At 72.3% G+C, this 15753-nt stretch carries 14 protein-coding genes and 1 tRNA gene; 7 read left to right on the top strand and 8 right to left on the bottom strand.

The features are described from left to right. Positions 1–57 precede the first annotated feature (57 nt). The 3 genes from DA075_RS17600 (at position 58) to DA075_RS17590 (ending at position 1313) form a co-directional block, all read left to right on the top strand. Positions 58–142 (top strand) — tRNA-Leu (locus DA075_RS17600). Positions 143–314: 172 nt separating this feature from the next. Next, the gene (locus tag DA075_RS17595) at positions 315–515 is read left to right on the top strand and encodes a hypothetical protein (protein ID WP_099954314.1); all 201 of its coding nucleotides are present in this window, start codon (positions 315–317) and stop codon (positions 513–515) included. Positions 516–641: 126 nt separating this feature from the next. Next, positions 642–1313 carry a glutathione S-transferase family protein gene (locus DA075_RS17590; RefSeq protein ID WP_099954313.1) on the top strand — a complete coding sequence of 224 codons (672 nt, stop codon included), beginning with the start codon at positions 642–644 and terminating at the stop codon, positions 1311–1313. A gap of 34 nt (positions 1314–1347) precedes the next feature. On the opposite strand, the gene DA075_RS17585 is transcribed toward DA075_RS17590, so the two are convergent. From DA075_RS17585 to fliL, 5 genes are all read right to left on the bottom strand, one after another. Further along, positions 1348–4776 carry a tetratricopeptide repeat protein gene (locus DA075_RS17585; RefSeq protein WP_099954312.1) on the bottom strand — a complete coding sequence of 1143 codons (3429 nt, stop codon included), beginning with the start codon at positions 4774–4776 and terminating at the stop codon, positions 1348–1350. 172 nt (positions 4777–4948) lie between these two features. Then, positions 4949–6064, bottom strand: coding sequence for a MotE family protein (locus DA075_RS17580; protein WP_244936176.1), 1116 nt, complete (start codon positions 6062–6064; stop codon positions 4949–4951). Beyond that, positions 6061–6660, bottom strand: coding sequence for a DUF6468 domain-containing protein (locus DA075_RS17575; RefSeq protein ID WP_099954311.1), 600 nt, complete (start codon positions 6658–6660; stop codon positions 6061–6063). Before DA075_RS17575 ends, DA075_RS17580 begins: the two co-directional genes overlap by 4 nt. Before the next feature lie 41 nt (positions 6661–6701). Beyond that, the gene (gene fliM / locus DA075_RS17570; RefSeq protein WP_099954310.1) at positions 6702–7916 is read right to left on the bottom strand and encodes a flagellar motor switch protein FliM; all 1215 of its coding nucleotides are present in this window, start codon (positions 7914–7916) and stop codon (positions 6702–6704) included. Between the two features lie 185 nt (positions 7917–8101). Further along, positions 8102–8617, bottom strand: coding sequence for a flagellar basal body-associated protein FliL (gene fliL / locus DA075_RS17560; RefSeq protein ID WP_099954308.1), 516 nt, complete (start codon positions 8615–8617; stop codon positions 8102–8104). A 277-nt stretch (positions 8618–8894) separates the two neighbouring features. Here fliL and flgF point away from each other — a divergent pair, with 277 nt between their 5' ends. The 4 genes from flgF to flgH are packed head-to-tail and all read left to right on the top strand — an operon-like array spanning position 8895 to position 12251. After that, positions 8895–9641, top strand: a complete 747-nt coding sequence (gene flgF, locus DA075_RS17555; RefSeq protein ID WP_099954307.1) for a flagellar basal-body rod protein FlgF — start codon at positions 8895–8897, stop codon at positions 9639–9641. A gap of 15 nt (positions 9642–9656) precedes the next feature. Continuing rightward, on the top strand, positions 9657–10448 hold the full coding sequence (gene flgG, locus DA075_RS17550) for a flagellar basal-body rod protein FlgG (protein WP_099954306.1): 792 nt from the start codon (positions 9657–9659) through the stop codon (positions 10446–10448). A gap of 8 nt (positions 10449–10456) precedes the next feature. Continuing rightward, a complete protein-coding gene (gene flgA / locus DA075_RS17545; protein ID WP_099954305.1) occupies positions 10457–11503 on the top strand; it encodes a flagellar basal body P-ring formation chaperone FlgA in 1047 nt (348 codons plus the stop codon). A 10-nt stretch (positions 11504–11513) separates the two neighbouring features. Then, complete coding sequence (flgH, locus tag DA075_RS17540; RefSeq protein ID WP_099954304.1) at positions 11514–12251, top strand: flagellar basal body L-ring protein FlgH; 738 nt, start codon at positions 11514–11516, stop codon at positions 12249–12251. A gap of 385 nt (positions 12252–12636) precedes the next feature. Here flgH and dksA read toward each other — a convergent pair whose 3' ends face one another. The 3 genes from dksA to DA075_RS17520 all read right to left on the bottom strand — a co-directional run bounded on the left by dksA (position 12637) and on the right by DA075_RS17520 (position 15637). Beyond that, entirely contained in the window at positions 12637–13056 is a 420-nt protein-coding gene (dksA, locus tag DA075_RS17530; protein ID WP_060847286.1) for an RNA polymerase-binding protein DksA, read from the bottom strand. A gap of 159 nt (positions 13057–13215) precedes the next feature. Continuing rightward, positions 13216–14247, bottom strand: a complete 1032-nt coding sequence (locus tag DA075_RS17525; RefSeq protein ID WP_164712373.1) for a hypothetical protein — start codon at positions 14245–14247, stop codon at positions 13216–13218. A gap of 13 nt (positions 14248–14260) precedes the next feature. Next, positions 14261–15637, bottom strand: a complete 1377-nt coding sequence (locus tag DA075_RS17520) for an MBOAT family O-acyltransferase (protein WP_099954303.1) — start codon at positions 15635–15637, stop codon at positions 14261–14263. Between the last annotated feature and the right edge of the window lie 116 nt (positions 15638–15753).

The following is a 15753-nucleotide window of genomic DNA, read 5'->3' as shown; positions in this document are numbered from 1 at the left end:
CCGCCCCCTCCGCCCTTTAAACGACCCTAACCGCGGCGCTGCCAAGCAGCGCTTCGGGCCCAGGTGGCGGAATTGGTAGACGCGCTGGTTTCAGGTACCAGTGGTGCAAGCCGTGGAGGTTCGAGTCCTCTCCTGGGCACCAACACCCTTTGATGGTGTTGATGCCGGCCCTGAGCAGGGCACGACCTGATCTGGCCTTGAACCTATCCTGATTTCCTAGACGTCAGAGTCGCCGCAGGGCTCGACAACGGTTGAGGATGTCGAACCGGACCATGCCGCCCCGCGTTGGGCTGCGCCCACCGGAGGAGACGCCCATGCCCGGCAGCCGCGACGACCTGCTCACTGCCCGACCGCACCTGACCCGTCGCGACGAGGACAAGGCGGCCGCCAAGGCCGGCGTGACCCCGGCCGATCACGATGCCGCCCGAAAAGCCGACGCCCTCGATCCCGGCACCAGCACGACCGGCGACGAGCCGCGGCCCCGGCCCGCCCCGGCGGGCGAGGGCGAGGTCTGATCCGCCTCCCGAGCTGCGCGAACGTGGGGAGGACCTGTCCGGGATGGGGCAGCTCTTGCCGTCGCCCGGACGGACACCGCTGCGCGTGTTAGATCTCCCCGCGTCCGATGCGGAGACCTCCCGCCCGTGAGTCACTATCGCCTTCACTACTTCCCCGAATCCGGCAACAGCTACAAGCTGGGGCTGATGCTGACCCTGTGCGGCGAAACATTCGATCCGGTCTGGACCGATTTCGGCGCGCGGGTGACCTGGACGCCGGAGTGGCGGCGCGCGGTCAATCCGATGGGCGAGATCCCGGTGCTGGAGGATGACGGCGAGAGCCTGACTCAGACCGGCCCGATCCTGCTGCGGCTCTCCAACCGCTACGGTCGCCTCGGCGGCGAGGGCGAGGCCGAGCGGTTCGAGGTGCTGCGTTGGCTGTTCTGGGACAACCAGAAGCTCTCCGCCCACATGGCCACCTACCGCTTCATGCGCACCTTCAGCCGCCGGGCCGATCCGGCGGTGCTGACATACTTGCGCGCACGGGTGGACGACTTCCTGGGCATCCTCGCGCAGCAGGTGGAGAGCCGCGCCTTCGTCATCGGCGATCGGGCGACCGTCGCCGACCTGTCGCTCTGCGCCTACCTCTCCTACCCGGCGGACGAGACCGGCTACGACCTCGCGGTGAGCCATCCCGCGGTTCATCTCTGGCTGGGTCGGATCGCGGCCCTGCCCGGCTGGCAGGCGCCCTACGACCTCCTGCCCGGCCGTCGGCTGCCCCGCTTCGACCGTCCGGACGGCGCCGAGCCCGGGCGGTAGCGCCGCCGCGATCCCCGGACGCCCGAGCCGAGCCTCAGCCCGGCGACGGCCCGCCGGCGCCGCGCGCCTCGGGCGTGGGGGCAGCACCCTGGGCCGGGTTCCCGTCCGGGCTCGGCTTCGGCCGCTCCGGCGCGGCGCTCTCGGGGTAGCGGGCCCGGTAGGCGCGCAGGAAGTCGGTCAGGGTCTCGGCGCTGGTCGCCTGGCGCACGAGGCTGCGGAACGCCGCGGTACCGGAGGCGTTCGGCGAGGCGACGAGGCCGAAGGTGCGGGCGTCCGGGCTCTCGGCCATCTTCGCGGTGAATTTCGAGCGCAGGCGGTCGAGGCTCAAGGTATCCTCCGCCAGGGCGTAGCCGATCGCCGCCCGCATCACGTCGCCGCGCTCGGCATCGGTCAGGGGGCCGGGCTCGCGCCAGCGGGTGCCGAGCAGGGACTCGTGCGCCTCCCCGGCCTCGCGCCAGCGCCGCGCGCTCCACAGGATGTCGCCGCGTAAATGCGCCGCCTCCGGGGTGGTGTTGCCGTCGAGCAATTCGAGGGCGAGGTCGGTGCGCGAGAGGTCGGAGAGGGCCCGAACCTCGAGCAGCAGGCGCGCGTCGCGGATCTGCGCCGGCAGTTCCGGCAGACGGGTGTTCTGCAGCACCTTGAGGGCCTTCAGCGGCTCGCCCTCCATCAGCCGGACGGTCGCCAGCCGTGCTGCCACGCTCGCCCGCGCCGCACCGGTGAGGCGGTTGTCGACCTGGTGCTGGAGCAGCTCGCCGGCGGCCTCGAGGAGGTCGAGGGCGACGAGGCGGTCGGCGAGACGGCGCACGATCTCGTCGCCCTGGCGGCCGACCGGCGTGAATTCCTTGAAGTCGTAGAACAGCGCCAGGGCCTCGATCTTGCCCAGGCTGTCGCCCCGGTCCGACAGGAACAGGGCGGCGAACAGGGCCACCGTGTCGTCGTGCAGGCCGCGGGTCACCGGGTGGTCGGGGAAGAGGCGGTTGGCCTTGCGGGCGGTCGCGAAGGCGTCGCGCCAGCGGCCGACGCCGGCATAGAGCCGGCCGAGCCGGGCCAGGGCCTCGGCCTCCGCCTCACCGTGCCAGGTCAGGATCAGGCGCTCGAGGCGGTCGATCGCCGCCTCCGGCGTCATCGTGCCGGTGGCCCGCCCGAGATCGACCCCCCGCAGGGTCGCCTCGGCGGCGATGGCGGGCGCGCCGGTCTCGGCGATCTGCTGATAGGTGCGGCGGGCCTCGCCGTCCTGGCCGATCGCCTCGGCGAAGCGCGCCTTGTAGAAGGCCAGCCGGTCGCGGGCCTGCGGCGCATCGGCGAGGGACGACACGGCGGTGAGCGCCCGCTGGGCGAAGGCCGGGTCCTTGGCGTCGAGGGCGGCCTGTACGGCCGACAGGTAGAGCTGCACCTGCAAATCGTCCGGATAGGCCTCGATCAGCGGCATGCCGGCCTTGAAGGCGGTGATCGCCGCGGCGCTGCGCCGGCCGCGCGCATCGACGACGCCGCGCCACAGCCGCAGCTCGGGGTCCAGCGCCCGCTTGCCGTCGGGGGTGAGGAAGCCCGCCGCCCGCGCGTCCTGGTCCAGGCGCAGGGCGGCGATGGCCGAGAGGAGCCGCACCGGCCGCTCGGCCGCGAGCGCCGGATCCTCCCGGACCGCGAGGGCCAGCACGCCGGCGGCCTCGGCCGCGAAGTCGTTGGCGAGGAGGACCCGCACGAGGTCGAGCCGCGCGGCGGAGCGGGCCGGCCGCTCGGCCGCGGCGGCCGCGGCTTGCGCGGCGCGGATGCGCGCGCGCACGTCGCCGCGCTGGTCCTCGCGCCAGCGATCGGGCTGCACCAGCAGGGCGGCGGCCTGGGCCGCGGCTTGGGCGGCCTCGGGCGTCTCGACCACCGTCGGCGAGACCGCCAACCCGCCGGGACGGGTGATCGTCACCTCGGCGAGGCCGGGGCGCACGGCGAGGTCGTCCGCCGCCGCCAGCACGGCCACGCCCTGGCGGCTCGGCAGCAGCTCGAACTCGACGAACCGGCCACGCTTCGGCAGCCCGGCGATGCGCGGGCCGCGGGCCGTCGCCACGGCGATGCGCTCGCCGTCGCGCTCCAGCCACAGCGCGCCGCCGGGGCGCGACAGCGGCACTGCCACCGCGGGCTTGCCGGTGGGATCGGCGCTGCGCTGCGGCGCCAGGATGTCGCCCCCTGGCAAGCTGGTATCGCCAAGCACCAGGTCCCAGCCCTGCCCCTCGCCGGCCGCGAGCTGGGCGATCATGCCCGAATCGAGGCGCAGGCGCAGGACCGTGAAGGCCCCCTCCGCCCGCGGCCCCTCGGTGACGCTCGCCGGCGCCCCCGCCGGCAGCGACGGCAGGGCGATCGCGGCGGTGCTCTCGAACACCAGGGTGGCGATTCCACCGCGCTCGAACAGGGCTGCCGGCGGCCGGGCGGCGAACGGGAAGGCGATCCGCAGCCCCTGGCCCGCCCGGGCGACCCGGGCCTGGACCGGGCCCGCGGACGCGGCCGGCTCCGCCGGGGCGGGCGCGGGCGCCTCCGCCTGCGGGCGGGCTTCGACCTGCGGGCGCGGCTCGCTCGGGGACGGGGCCTCGGCCCGGGCCGCGGGAACCGGCGACGGGTCCGGCATCGCGGCCACCGGCTTCCTGTCCTCCGGTTTCTTGTCTTCCGGCTTCTTGTCTTCCGGCCTCTTGCCCGCCGGCTTGACGAGATCGAGGACGTAGGACTCGTCCTCGCGGTAGCCTTCCGCGGTGAAGCCCTCGGCGAGCGTCAGGGTCAGGCGGGCGGCTTCCATCCCGGCCTCGGCCGCGAGCGCCGCCGCGGCCGGCCGCAGAGCGGCGCGGGCCTCGGTCGATTCGATCGTGTAGGCGCCGGGGATGCGCAGGCGAACCTCGGAGCCGGCGCGCTCCATCTCCACCTCGGCCTCCCGCGGCAGGCGGACCGAGAGGCGGGTCAGGGTCGGCAGATGGGCCACTTCGAGGCGCAGCGGCGTCGTGCGCCGGGCCCGGACGGCGTCGCGGCGCAGGCGCTCGCTGAGTTCCTCGGCCCGGCGGGACAGGTCGGCCAGCACCTCCGGCGGCAGGCCCGGCGGCATACCGGTCCAGCCCTCGGGCATCAGGTCGATGAAGACCCGCTCACCCGCCTCCAGCACGTTGACCTTGTACGAGGCCTGGAGCGCGACCCGCAGGCCCGCGCCGTCCGGATCGCGGCGAACCTGCGCCACGTAGGCCGGCATCTCGGCGGCCAGGCGCTCGCGCTGGCCGGTCACCGGCTCACGGAAGGCGACCACCAGCACGCCGCCGGTGACCTTGGCGGTGACCTTCACCCCGTGGTCGAAGGTGAGCGCGATGCGCCCGAAATTCTGCTGCTCGCTGCCCTGGATCGCCACGAGCTGCGCCGCGTCGGCCGTGCCCGCGCCGACGGTCAGCGCCGCCAGTGCGATCAGTGCCGCTGCGCGGCGGCTCCTGCCCGTCGAACCCATCGCATCCGCCCGATAACCCTTAAGCCGGTACCATGCCGCCACAGGGCTAATGAGCACTTAATCCCCAAGGGCAGACGCAAGGGGCAGACGCAAGGGAAGGGCCGGCGCAGGGGAGCCGACGCGCGGCCGCCGCGCCTTCGGGCGACGGCGCGGCCCGGGGGCCGACGGGGCGTCAGCGCGCCCCGTCGATCGCCGGCAGCTCGCCGGGCGGCAGGCCCGGGGCGGCGGAGGCGGATTTCGGCCCGCCGGCGCCGCGGGCGCGCTGGGCGAGCGCCACGGTCAGGCGCTCGGCCGCCTCGGGCTGCATCACCGCCAGCACCTCGGCCATCTTGCGCGGGTTCATGCCGACCACCACCGGGACCAGCACCTCGAGCTTCAGCCGGTCGAAGACCCGGGCGGCCTCCTTCGGCTTCATCGTCTCGTACATCGTCACCAGGGACTTGAGCCCCGCGGCCTCCGCCTCGGCACGCTTGGCCGCCGCGTCGTCGCCCTTCTGCTCCAGGGTCTTGAGGTCGTTGATGCGGGTCTCGAGCTTGCGCTCGGCATTCTCGATCAGCTGCTCGCGGGTCTCGAGGTCGCGCGAGCGCTGCTGCAGGGCCTCGCGCCGGGCGCCGAGCTTCTCGAGGATCGCCCGCTCGGAGGACGCGACCGGCTCGGCGGCCGGCCGGCGCGACTCCGGCGGAGGGGAGGCGGTCGCCGGCTCCTTCGGGGCGTCCTTCGACGCCTCCTTGGGCGAGAGCGACCCGGTGACCGTCGGGTCGAGGGGCTCGTAGCCGGAGCGGGCATGGACCAGGAACTCGGCGAAGCGGGCGCCGGTGGACGGCCCGGTCTCGAGGACGGCGAGGACCTTCAGCAGCAGGAGCCCCGACGCCGCCACCGCCACGGCATCGACGACGCGCAGGCGGATCATCGGCCCGCGCCAGACCGGATTCGCCAGCAGGCGCTGAACCAGCACGGCGAGGGAGGGAGGGGGCTGCGGGACTCGGGCGGGGAGCGTGCCGGCGGGCTGGGCAGCGCCGGCTCCTGTGGCCTTGGCCGCCGCGGGCTTGGCCGCCGCCGCGGGCTTGGCCGCTGCCGCCTTGGCCGCTGCCGCCTTGGCCGTCGCAGCCTTGGCCGTCGCAGCCTGGGGTGCCGCGGGGTCGGCTGCCGCGGCATTGGACGGCGCGGCGGCTGTGGATGGCGCGGCGGCTTGGGTCGCGGCGCCGGCCATGGCGACGGTGGGGCCGCCGGCCAGGGCTTCCGCCAGGGGCAGCCCGGAGAGGCGACGCAGGAGCAGCGCGAGGGTCATGCGGCCTGGGCCTGCAGGCGGCTCAGGGCCCGCTCGCTGAGGGCGCGGGCGGCGGCGGCGGCGGCGCCGAGGCGCTCGCCGGTGGAGACCGGCGGCGGAACGGGGGCCACGGGTGCGGCCGAGACGGGGGCCGCGAAGATAGGGGGTGCGGCGGGCTGGGGCGCAGAGAGCGGCGCCGTGGGACTCTGCTGCACGGGCTCGGCCTGCGCGAAGGCGGCCTGGACGGCGGGCTGGGCCGCCGCATCCGGCATCTCGCCGGGCACCGCCGCCCGGGCCTGGGCGACGATGCGGCCGATGCGCGACAGCACCTCGTCGCCGGCCTGGAGCTGGGCGGCGAGGTCGGCATTGGTGCGCTCGGCCAGGCGCAGGCGCTCGGCAAGGGTGCGGTCGCACTCGGCCAGCGTGGTGCGCAGGCCGGTGATCGCCCGCTCGGCGGTCTCGGTCGCCACCATCAGGTCGCCGATGGTCTGGCGCATGGCGGTCTCGTCGCCCTTGAGGCGCGTGATGCGGCGGCCGAGGCCGACCGAGGTGACGATGCAGGCGACGAGCAGGACCGACACCAGCAGGTCGGCCAGGATGCTGATGATCAGGCTCACGAAACGGCCTCGCTGCGGGGAGTGATGGGGGACATGCGGCCCTAGCCGTCCTTGCGGTTCTGCATCGAGGCTTCGAAGGCCGCGAGGGTGGTGCGGGAGCGTCGCAGGGGACGGGTCACCTGCACGGCGATGCTGTCGTCGAGACGGCCGATCCGCCCTTGCGTCATCGCCCAGTCGCCGCAGCGCAGGGTGATGAGGTCGGTGGGCTTGGCGTCGAACATGATGGTGTCGCCGACCTCGAGCGACAGCACCCGGCGCAAGGGGAGCGACATCTCGTGCAGGACAGCCTCGACCGCGACGTCGGCCTGGTAGATCTCGGTGGCGAGGTGGCTCTCCCAGATGTGGTCGCGGCCGAGCTTCTCGCCCATGAAGCTCTGGAGCAGCAGGTCGCGGATCGGCTCGATCGCGGCGTAGGGGAAGAGGATCTGGAGCAGCCCGCCGCGGCCCTCCATGTCGAGCTTCAGGTCGATCAGGATCGCGGCGTTGGCCGGCCGGGTAATGGTGGCGAAGCGCGGGTTGGTCTCGATCCGGTCGATGAGGAAGCGCACCGGCGAGAGCGGCTGGAACGACGCCTCGAGGTCGGTCAGGATGATCTCGACCATCCGCCGCACCAGCTGCATCTCGATCGGCGTGAACGGCCGCCCGTCGAGGCGGATGCTCGAGCCGCCGCGCTTGCCGCCGAGAAGGAGGTCGAGGGTCGAGTAGGCGAGGTTCGACTCGACCGTCACGATGCCCGAATTCTCCCAGGCATCGGCCCGGAAGACGCCGAGCAGGGTCGGCAGCGGGATCGCGTTCAGGTAGTCGCCGAAGCGCACCGAGGTGATGTTGTCGAGCGTGACCTCGACGTTGTCCTGGAAGAAGTTGCGCAGGCTCGTCGACAACAACCGGATCATCCGGTCGAAGACGATCTCGAGCATCGGCAGGCGCTCGTACGAGACGACGCCCGAATCGACGATGGCCCGGATGCCGCCCGCGCCCGAGGCCGAGAGCTCCCGCAGCGAGAAGCCGAGGACCTGGTCGATCTCCTCCTGGTTCAGGATGCGGTCGTTGCCGGCGAGCTCGGGGAGGTTCTCCGTCTCGCTCTCGTCGATCATGTTGGCCCATTCGGCCGCCATGTCGCTCGATTGGGCGGCGGTGCCCTGCTCCGCCAGCGCCGCGCCCCATTCCTCGGCGAGCGAGGCGTCGCCGCCCCCGCCCTGCTCGATCAGGGCCGCAGCCCAGTCGTCGTCGTCGATGGTGTCGTCAGGTCCGGCCACGGAAGCACCAAATCCCGCTCGAGGATGGTAATACCAACGGCCGTTGAAAACGACCTTTGGCTCCACTCTCGAATTTTCGCCAAGTCTTTAGCCTGAAATCGAAAATTCGAGATGGGTCGACGGCCTAATCGATCTCGGCTTGCCCGATATCGAAGTTGATGCGCCAGCATCTTGGGCCGTTGGTATTATTGGATGACGAAGTCCTTGAAGAGCACCGCGTCGACCTTGGCGGGGTAGACCGCCACGTTGACCCGGCGCAGCAGCTCCTCGCGCAGGCGATAGGTGCCGCCGGCGGCCTCGAAGTCGCCGACGCGCAGATCGCGCACGAAGACCTGGAAGGTGTCCTCGACCCGCGGCATCAAGGGCTGGATCTCGGAGGCCACCTTGGCGTCCCGCACCTCCAGGGCGACCTTCAGGCGCAGGAAGCGCGCCTGGGTCTGCCCGGGCTCGGGCATCAGGTTCATGGTCATCTCGCGGACATCCATGAAGGCCACCGGCAGCTTCTGCTCGGCGGCCGACTTCTCGGCCTGCGCCGCGCGGCTGCGCATCACCATGTAGCCGCCGCCGCCGCCGGCCGCCAGCAGCAGGATCGCGGCGCCGACGATGATCAGCCGCCTCCGGCCCTTGCCGGCGGGGACCGCCCCATCCTCGCCCTCGCCGTCGCCCTCCGGCACCGGGGCCTTCTTCGGCTTCCTCGCCATCGCCCGCCGTCCAACCCTTGAAAATCCGTCACCGGACCGTTGCCAGAGAGTGTGCGAAGACGGTTAACGCCGCGTTAAGGCGGCAATTTCTGCCCGGTCGAACTTGCCGGGTCGGCACGGAACGCCCGGCTCGGGCGACGCCCGCGATTAACCAAGCATTTGCCATAACTGCGGAAATCCCCGCGCCTCGGCCTGGCACGGAGCCTGCGATCATCCTTGCGGGTCCGCCGCTGGGGAGCGGGGTGGCCCTCCACCACGCATCGTCGGGGAGTAGCCGGTGCAGAATGCTCAGTTGATCGGGCTCTCGTCCCAGATGGCCCTCGGGCGCGAGATCGAGGTCATCGCCAACAACATGGCCAACGTCACCACGACGGGCTTCAAGGCGCGCTCGACGCGCTTCCAGGAATACCTGATGCCGAAGGCGAGCGCGGAATCCTTCCGGCGCCCCGACCGCAAGCTGTCCTACGTGATCGATGCGGCGACGCCCCTCGACCTCACCCAGGGACCGATCGAGCCGACCGGCAACCCGCTCAACGCGGCGATCCGCGGCGAGGCGTTCTTCGCGGTGCAGACGCCGCAGGGCGAGCGCTACACCCGCAACGGCGCCTTCGAGATGAACGCGCAGGGGCAGATCGTGACGAGCGACGGCTACGCCGTGCTCGGCGACGGCGGCCCGATCCAGATCGGCCAGCAGGAGACCGGATTGGCGATCGGGCCGGACGGCACGGTCTCGACCAACCAGGGCACCCGCGGGAAGCTGCGCCTCGTCACCTTCGCGGATCCGCAAGGCCTGACGAATGCCGGCTCCAACCTCTATTCGTCGAGCACCCCGGCCCAACCGGCCGGCCCTCAGGGGCGGATCGAGCCCGGCTCGCTCGAGCGCTCGAATGTCCGCCCAGTCCTGGCGATGACCCGGATGCTGGAGGTGAGCCGGGTCTACCAGCTCGTGTCCGACACGGTCTCGCGGCTCGACTCGATGCGCGGCCAGGCGATCCAGCGCCTCGCCGACGTCGGCAACGCGTAAAGGGGAGCCAAAACGATGCGCGCGCTCTACGCTGCCGCCACCGGCATGGCGGCCCAGGAACTCAACGTCCAGGTCATCTCGAACAACATCGCGAACCTGCGCACCACCGGCTACAAGCGCCAGCAGGCGCATTTCCAGGATCTGCTCTACCAGAACCTGCGCCGGGCCGGCACCGCGACCTCGGACCAGAACAACCAGCTGCCGGCGGGCCTCGCCCTCGGCTCGGGCGTGAAGACCACCTCGACCGCCCGGGTGATGTCGCAGGGCACCCTCACCTCGACCGAGAAGACCTACGACATCGCGGTGCGCGGCGAGGGCTTCTTCCAGGTCACGATGCCGGACGGGCGCACCTCGTATACCCGCGACGGCTCGTTCGACCTCGACTCGCAGGGGCAGATCGTCACCCGCGAAGGCTACCTGATGAACCCGAACATCACGGTGCCGAACAACGCCACCGGCGTCACGATCAGCGCCTCGGGCATCGTGCAGGCGACGATCCCCGGCCAGACCGCGCCGCAGAATCTCGGCCAGATCCAGATGGCCCGGTTCGTCAACAAGGTCGGCCTGGAATCGATCGGCGACAACCTGTTCGTCGAGACCCTGGCCTCCGGGCCTCCGATCACCGGCAATCCCGGCACCGACGGGTTCGGCAACCTGCAGCAGAGCTACCTCGAAGAGGCCAACGTCAACGCGGTCTCGGAGATCTCCTCGCTCATCGCCGCGCAGCGCGCCTACGAGATGAACTCGAAGGTCGTGACCGCCGCCGACCAGATGCTCTCCACCACCTCGCAGATGTTCCGCGGATGAGCGCCCCGATGATCGACCCCGCTCCCGCCCACCCTGAAGCCCGCCGCGCGCTGCTCGGGCCCGGCATCCTCTCGCGCACCGCCCTCGCGCTCGTGGCGCTCGGCCTCCTGACCCTGCCGGTCCTCGCTGAAGCGCCCCGCCTCGCCCTCAAGGGCGACATCACCGCCGAGCGCGACGTGATCACGCTGGGCGACCTCGTCGCCGGGGCGCCGCCGGCTCTCGCCCAGAAGGCGCTGTTCCGGGCCCCGGCGCTCGGCACCTCCGGCACGATCCAGGTGCGGCGCATCGTCGAGGCGGCGGCCGGGCTCGGGCTCGACGCGCCGGAGAGCGGCGGCCGGCTCCAGATCTCGGTCCAGCGCGCGGCCCGCCGCATCGCAGGTCCGGAGATCGAGGGCGCCGTGAAGGCGGCGCTCGCCAAGTTCCGCGGCCTCGATACCGGCTTCGTCACGGTGGCCTTCGAGGGCGACGCGCCCGTGCTCACCGTGCCGCCGGACCTCGACGCCGCGGTGACGGCCCAGGAGGTGACCTACGATCCCCGCAGCCGCCGGGTCTCCGCCCTGATGGTGGTGGGCGAGCGCCAGGCCTCGCTGCGGGTCTCGGGCCAGGTGGTCGAGATGGCCGACGTCGCCGTGCTGACCCGGGCGATCAACCGGGGCGAGACGCTGTCGGCCCCCGACATCACGGTCGAGCGCCGCCCGCGCGAGGGCCTGCCGGCCGACAGCGCGGCGGATGCGGCGGCCTTCGTCGGCCAGGTGGCCCAGAAATCCCTCGGTGCGGGCACCGCCCTGCGGGCCGGCGAGCTGAGCCGGCCGGACCTCGTCGCCCGCGGCGAGGCGGTCACCATCGTGTACGAGACCCCCGGCGTGGCGCTGGCGCTCCGCGGCCAGGCCCGCGAGGGCGGCCCCCTCGGGGCGGTGATCGGGGTGATCAACCCGGTCTCCAAGAAGGTGATCCAGGCCACCGTGATCGGCCCCGGCCGCGTCACCGTGGCGCCGATCGTGCCGGTGGCGGCGGCTCCGGCCGCCCCCGCCCGGCTCGCCTCGGCCCGGCCGTGAGGAGGCCACGATGACGGTCACCCGCCTCGCCCTCCTCTGCCTCTCGGGCGCGCTGCTCGCCGGCTGCAACACCGTCGACCGGCTCACGAATATCGGCGCGACGCCGGCCCTCTCGGCGATCGAGGACCCGACCGCGCAAGCGGGCTACCGCCCGGTCCGGCTGCCGATGCCGGACGTCCAGCCGGTCTCCTACGCGTCGAACTCGCTCTGGCGCACCGGCTCGCGCGCCTTCTTCAAGGACCAGCGCGCCGCCAAGGTCGGCGATCTCGTCACGGTGAAGATCAACGTCACCGACAAGGCGAACCTGAACAACGAGACCAAGCGCTCGCGCTCGAACAGCGAATCGTTCGGGATGCCCAACGCCTTCGGCCTCGAATCGAAGACCAAGCTCCTGGCCGGCATGGATCCGGCCAAGATGCTGACGACGGATTCGACCACCACCAACGACGGTGCCGGCTCGGTGCAGCGCGCCGAGACGGTGACCACCAACGTGGCGGCGATCGTCACGCAGGTGCTGCCGAACGGCAACCTGGTGCTGGAAGGCCGCCAGGAGATCCGCATCAACTTCGAGGTGCGCGAGCTGATCGTCGGCGGCGTGGTGCGGCCGGAGGACATCGAGTCCGACAACACCATCGATTCGAGCAAGATCGCCCAGGCCCGCATCGCCTATGGCGGCCGCGGCCAGATCACCGACGTGCAGCAGCCGCGCTACGGCCAGCAGTTCCTGGACATCGTGCTGCCGTTCTGACGAACGGGACGTTCGCGCGAACGGGGTCGTTCGCCCCGAATGGCCCGTGAAGAATCCCGCACCGGGCGGCACGCTCCCCCCTTGAGCCACCCGGACGCGGCGCGGCCCCGGCACTCCCGCCGGGGCCGCTCTCGTTTTCGATGCCGACAGGATGGAGCGCTTCGGTGCCAGCGCGTGAACCCTCCCCCCTCTGCGGGGGAGGGTGGCCCCCGCATCAGCAGGGGCCGGGAGAGGGGAACCCCGATTCCGGAGAAGTCGCGACCGTGATGACGGGCGCACACTGGATCAACGTCGCGCTGCCCCTCCCGGCGGCACTTCGTTCGCCACCCTCCGGGAGGGTTCAGAGCCGGCGAGCCTTGATGGGGCCGTTGGAGCCGAAGCCCCCTCAATCGTCCCGGTACACCCGCTCCCGGCGCTCGTGGCGCTCCTGGGCCTCGAGCGACAGCGTCGCGATGGGCCTGGCCTCCAGGCGCTTGAGCGAGATCGGCTCGCCGGTCTCCTCGCAATAGCCGTAGGAGCCGTCCTCGATCCGTGACAGGGCCGCGTCGATCTTGGCGATCAGCTTGCGCTGCCGGTCGCGGGCCCGCAGCTCGATCGCCCGGTCGGTCTCGGACGAGGCGCGGTCGGTCAGGTCGGGGTGGTTCTCGTTCTCGCTCTGCAGCGCCACCAGGGTGTCCTGGGCCTCGCGCAGAATGTCTTGTTTCCAGCCCTGGAGCTTGCGGCGGAAATACTCCCGCTGACGCTCGTTCATGAAGGGCTCGGCGTCATTGGGGGCGTAGCCCTCCTCGATCACGATCTTCGCCATCGCGCCCCTCGGAAAATCGCTGTTGTCCTGACCGCAGCCGTCGTCATGGCCGCGACCCACTTGGCGCAGCCCTATAATAGAGGCTGCACGACATCACAATGTCTCTCCGCGGCAGGCAAGGACCGGACCAGGGGACGGGGACGGCCTGCTGCAAACGTGTCACGGTCGTGGCGCATCTGCACCCGCCGCAGCCCCGTCCCGCAGGGCCGCGACGATGTCGGCCTCGAGGCGGCGGGCGAGGGGCTGGCGGTAATGGCTCGCATCGAAGAACAGGGTGGGATCGTGCAGCTCGGGCCGGTCGCCGGACCAGTCGACGACGCGGCCCCGCGGGGCGACCGCGCCCGCCAGCGCGGCGCGGCAGGCGGCTTGCGCCGCCGCCCGGGGCGTGCCGGGCCGGGGCTGCGTCGCGGCAAAGACCGGGGGGAAGACCAGGACCAGCGCCGTGTCCGGCCTCAAGCGCTCCGCCAGGGCGCGCAGGGCGGTGGCGGCGGGGAAGTCGGGCCCGCCCTCCCCCGGATCGGGATCGGCCGGGGCCAGCCGCGCGCGGGAAGCGACCCGCTCCGGCATGTCGGGATCGCCGAGGTTGAGGTAATCCGGCTCGTAATCCCAGTAGCCGTCCGGCGCGGCCCGGCGCGGGGCCGAGCGCATCGCCCAGCCGATCCGGTTGACGATCTCCCCGACGACGCGCACCCGCAGGAGGCCGCGCAGGTACCCCGCCCAATCCTCGGCGAGGAGCCAGGCCGGGAAGGGCCGCTGCATCGGCAAGGCCGGGTCGCCGGTGCACCAGAACGCGTCGGCCCCGATCACCAGGGCCCGCGCCTGCGGGTGGTGGCGCAGGAAATAGTCGGCGACGAGGAGCTGCTCGCCCGGGCCGGTGCCCGGCACCGAGAGCTGGACGAACGGGATCCCGGTGGCGGCGCGTAAGGCCGCCGGCTTGATGAGCTGGATGTGCGAGTTGCCGACGACCGCCGCCGTGAAGGCGGGGTCGCGCCCCCGGCTCGCCGTGGCGGTGCGGGGCCCTTGCGGGCGCACGCCGTCGCGGTCGAGGAGCCGGGGCCGGCCGGTGTCGTAGGGGTCGACCGCCAGCGCCAGCGCGAGGTACCCGGCGAGCAGCAGCCCCGCCGCGACGACGAGGCGGACGGAGAAGCGGCGCCACGCGGCCTCGGTCTCGCCTGAGGGATCAGCGCGCATCGGATCGGCCCCCTCAGAACTGGAAATAGATGAACTCGTAGTTGGCGTCGTCGCCGATGCGCAGCAGCACTGCGACGAGGAGCACCGCGAAGGCGATCGCCAGGGCCGGCCGCGGCGGCAGGCGGTGGACCGCCGCCCAGGCGGTCGGGCCGACGAGCGCCACCAGGGCGGCGGGCACGAAGGCGCGCCACTTGAAGCCGTGGCCGACCGGCGCGAGGCCGAACAGCCCTTTGAACACCGCGAGGGCCGCCTCGAAGCTGGTGGCGCGAAACAGCACCCAGGTCAGCGCCACGAAGGCGAAGGTCAGGGCCCAGCCCAGCAGCGCCGGCATCGGCAGCCCGGCCCGGCGCCACACGGTGCCGGCCCCGAGGCCGGCACCGTGCGCCGCCCCCCAGGCGACGAAGGTGAGGCCGGCGCCGTGCCACAGGCCGCCGAGCGTCATGGTGGCGAAGAGCGCGGCGATCTGGACGCCGAACCCCCGGCGGTTGCCGCCGAACGGGATGTAGAGGTAGTCGCGCAGGAAGCGCGACAGCGTCATGTGCCAGCGCCGCCAGAATTCCCGCAGCGACGTGGCACGGTAGGGCACGTCGAAATTCTGCGGCAGCACGATCCCGAACAGCAGCGCCAGGCCCAGAGCCATGTCGGTATAGCCGGAGAAATCGAAGTAGATCTGGAACGTGAAGGCGAGCGTGCCCTGCCAGGCCTCCGCCACGCTCACCCCCTTGCCGGCGGCGGCTGCCTCGAAGACCGGGTTGGCGTAGGCCGCCAGCGGATCGCCGAGGAAGACCTTCTTGGCCAGGCCGATGCAGAGCAGCATCAGGCCCCGCCCGATCCGCTCGGCGGCGTCCGGCCGGGCGTACGGCTTCTCGTCGAACTGGTGGAGGATCTCGCTCCAGCGCACCAGCGGGCCGGCGAGCACCTGGGGGAAGAACGCGATGTAGAGGGCGTAGCGCGTCAGGTCCATCGGCGGCGCCCGGCCGGCGCGCAGGTCGGTCAGGTACATCACGTGGTGGAAGGTGAAGAACGAGATGCCGAGCGGCAGGGCGAGGCTCGGCCGCGGGAGGTCGTGCAGCCCCGGCAGCACGGAGGCGAGACCGGCCAGGAACCCCGCATACTTGAACAGGGCCAGCACCGCGAGGTTGGCGGCGATGGCGAGCGGGATCAACAGGGCGGCCCGGCTCCGTCCGAACCAGCGCGCGACGAGCCAGTTCAGCCCGATCGACGCCACCAGCAGCGGCACGAAGCGCGGGTCCCACCAGCCGTAGAACACGAGCGAGAGGAGAACCAGCAGCGGCAGCCGCAAGCCCGGCCGGTGCAGGGCCACGAGCGCGTGGAGGATGAGTGCGACCGGCAGGAAGCCGAGGAGGAACGGGAAGGAATTGAACAGCATCGCGGGCGACGTGGCGCGGGTCTTGCGGCGACACCAAGGCCGCCCGTCTTCAAGCGGGCGCCGTTGTGGGCGAGCGGGGGTGACGCGTCAACGGCGCGGGGGGCTCCCCCCGGCCA

The sequence above is a fragment of the Methylobacterium currus genome, assembly GCF_003058325.1.
Classification (GTDB): Bacteria; Pseudomonadota; Alphaproteobacteria; order Rhizobiales; family Beijerinckiaceae; genus Methylobacterium; species Methylobacterium currus.
Note: the sequence above shows the minus strand (reverse complement) of the source record. Positions and strands in the feature narration are given on the sequence as shown.

Coding starts and splice junctions, on each gene's coding strand:
- DA075_RS17595 (WP_099954314.1), top strand. CDS start 315: ATGCCCGGCAGCCGCGACGACCTGCTCACTGCCCGACCGCACCTGACC.
- DA075_RS17585 (WP_099954312.1), bottom strand. CDS start 4,776: ATGGGTTCGACGGGCAGGAGCCGCCGCGCAGCGGCACTGATCGCACTG.
- DA075_RS17580 (WP_244936176.1), bottom strand. CDS start 6,064: ATGACCCTCGCGCTGCTCCTGCGTCGCCTCTCCGGGCTGCCCCTGGCG.
- fliL (WP_099954308.1), bottom strand. CDS start 8,617: ATGGCGAGGAAGCCGAAGAAGGCCCCGGTGCCGGAGGGCGACGGCGAG.
- flgG (WP_099954306.1), top strand. CDS start 9,657: ATGCGCGCGCTCTACGCTGCCGCCACCGGCATGGCGGCCCAGGAACTC.
- flgA (WP_099954305.1), top strand. CDS start 10,457: ATGATCGACCCCGCTCCCGCCCACCCTGAAGCCCGCCGCGCGCTGCTC.
- flgH (WP_099954304.1), top strand. CDS start 11,514: ATGACGGTCACCCGCCTCGCCCTCCTCTGCCTCTCGGGCGCGCTGCTC.
- dksA (WP_060847286.1), bottom strand. CDS start 13,056: ATGGCGAAGATCGTGATCGAGGAGGGCTACGCCCCCAATGACGCCGAG.
- DA075_RS17525 (WP_164712373.1), bottom strand. CDS start 14,247: ATGCGCGCTGATCCCTCAGGCGAGACCGAGGCCGCGTGGCGCCGCTTC.
- DA075_RS17520 (WP_099954303.1), bottom strand. CDS start 15,637: ATGCTGTTCAATTCCTTCCCGTTCCTCCTCGGCTTCCTGCCGGTCGCA.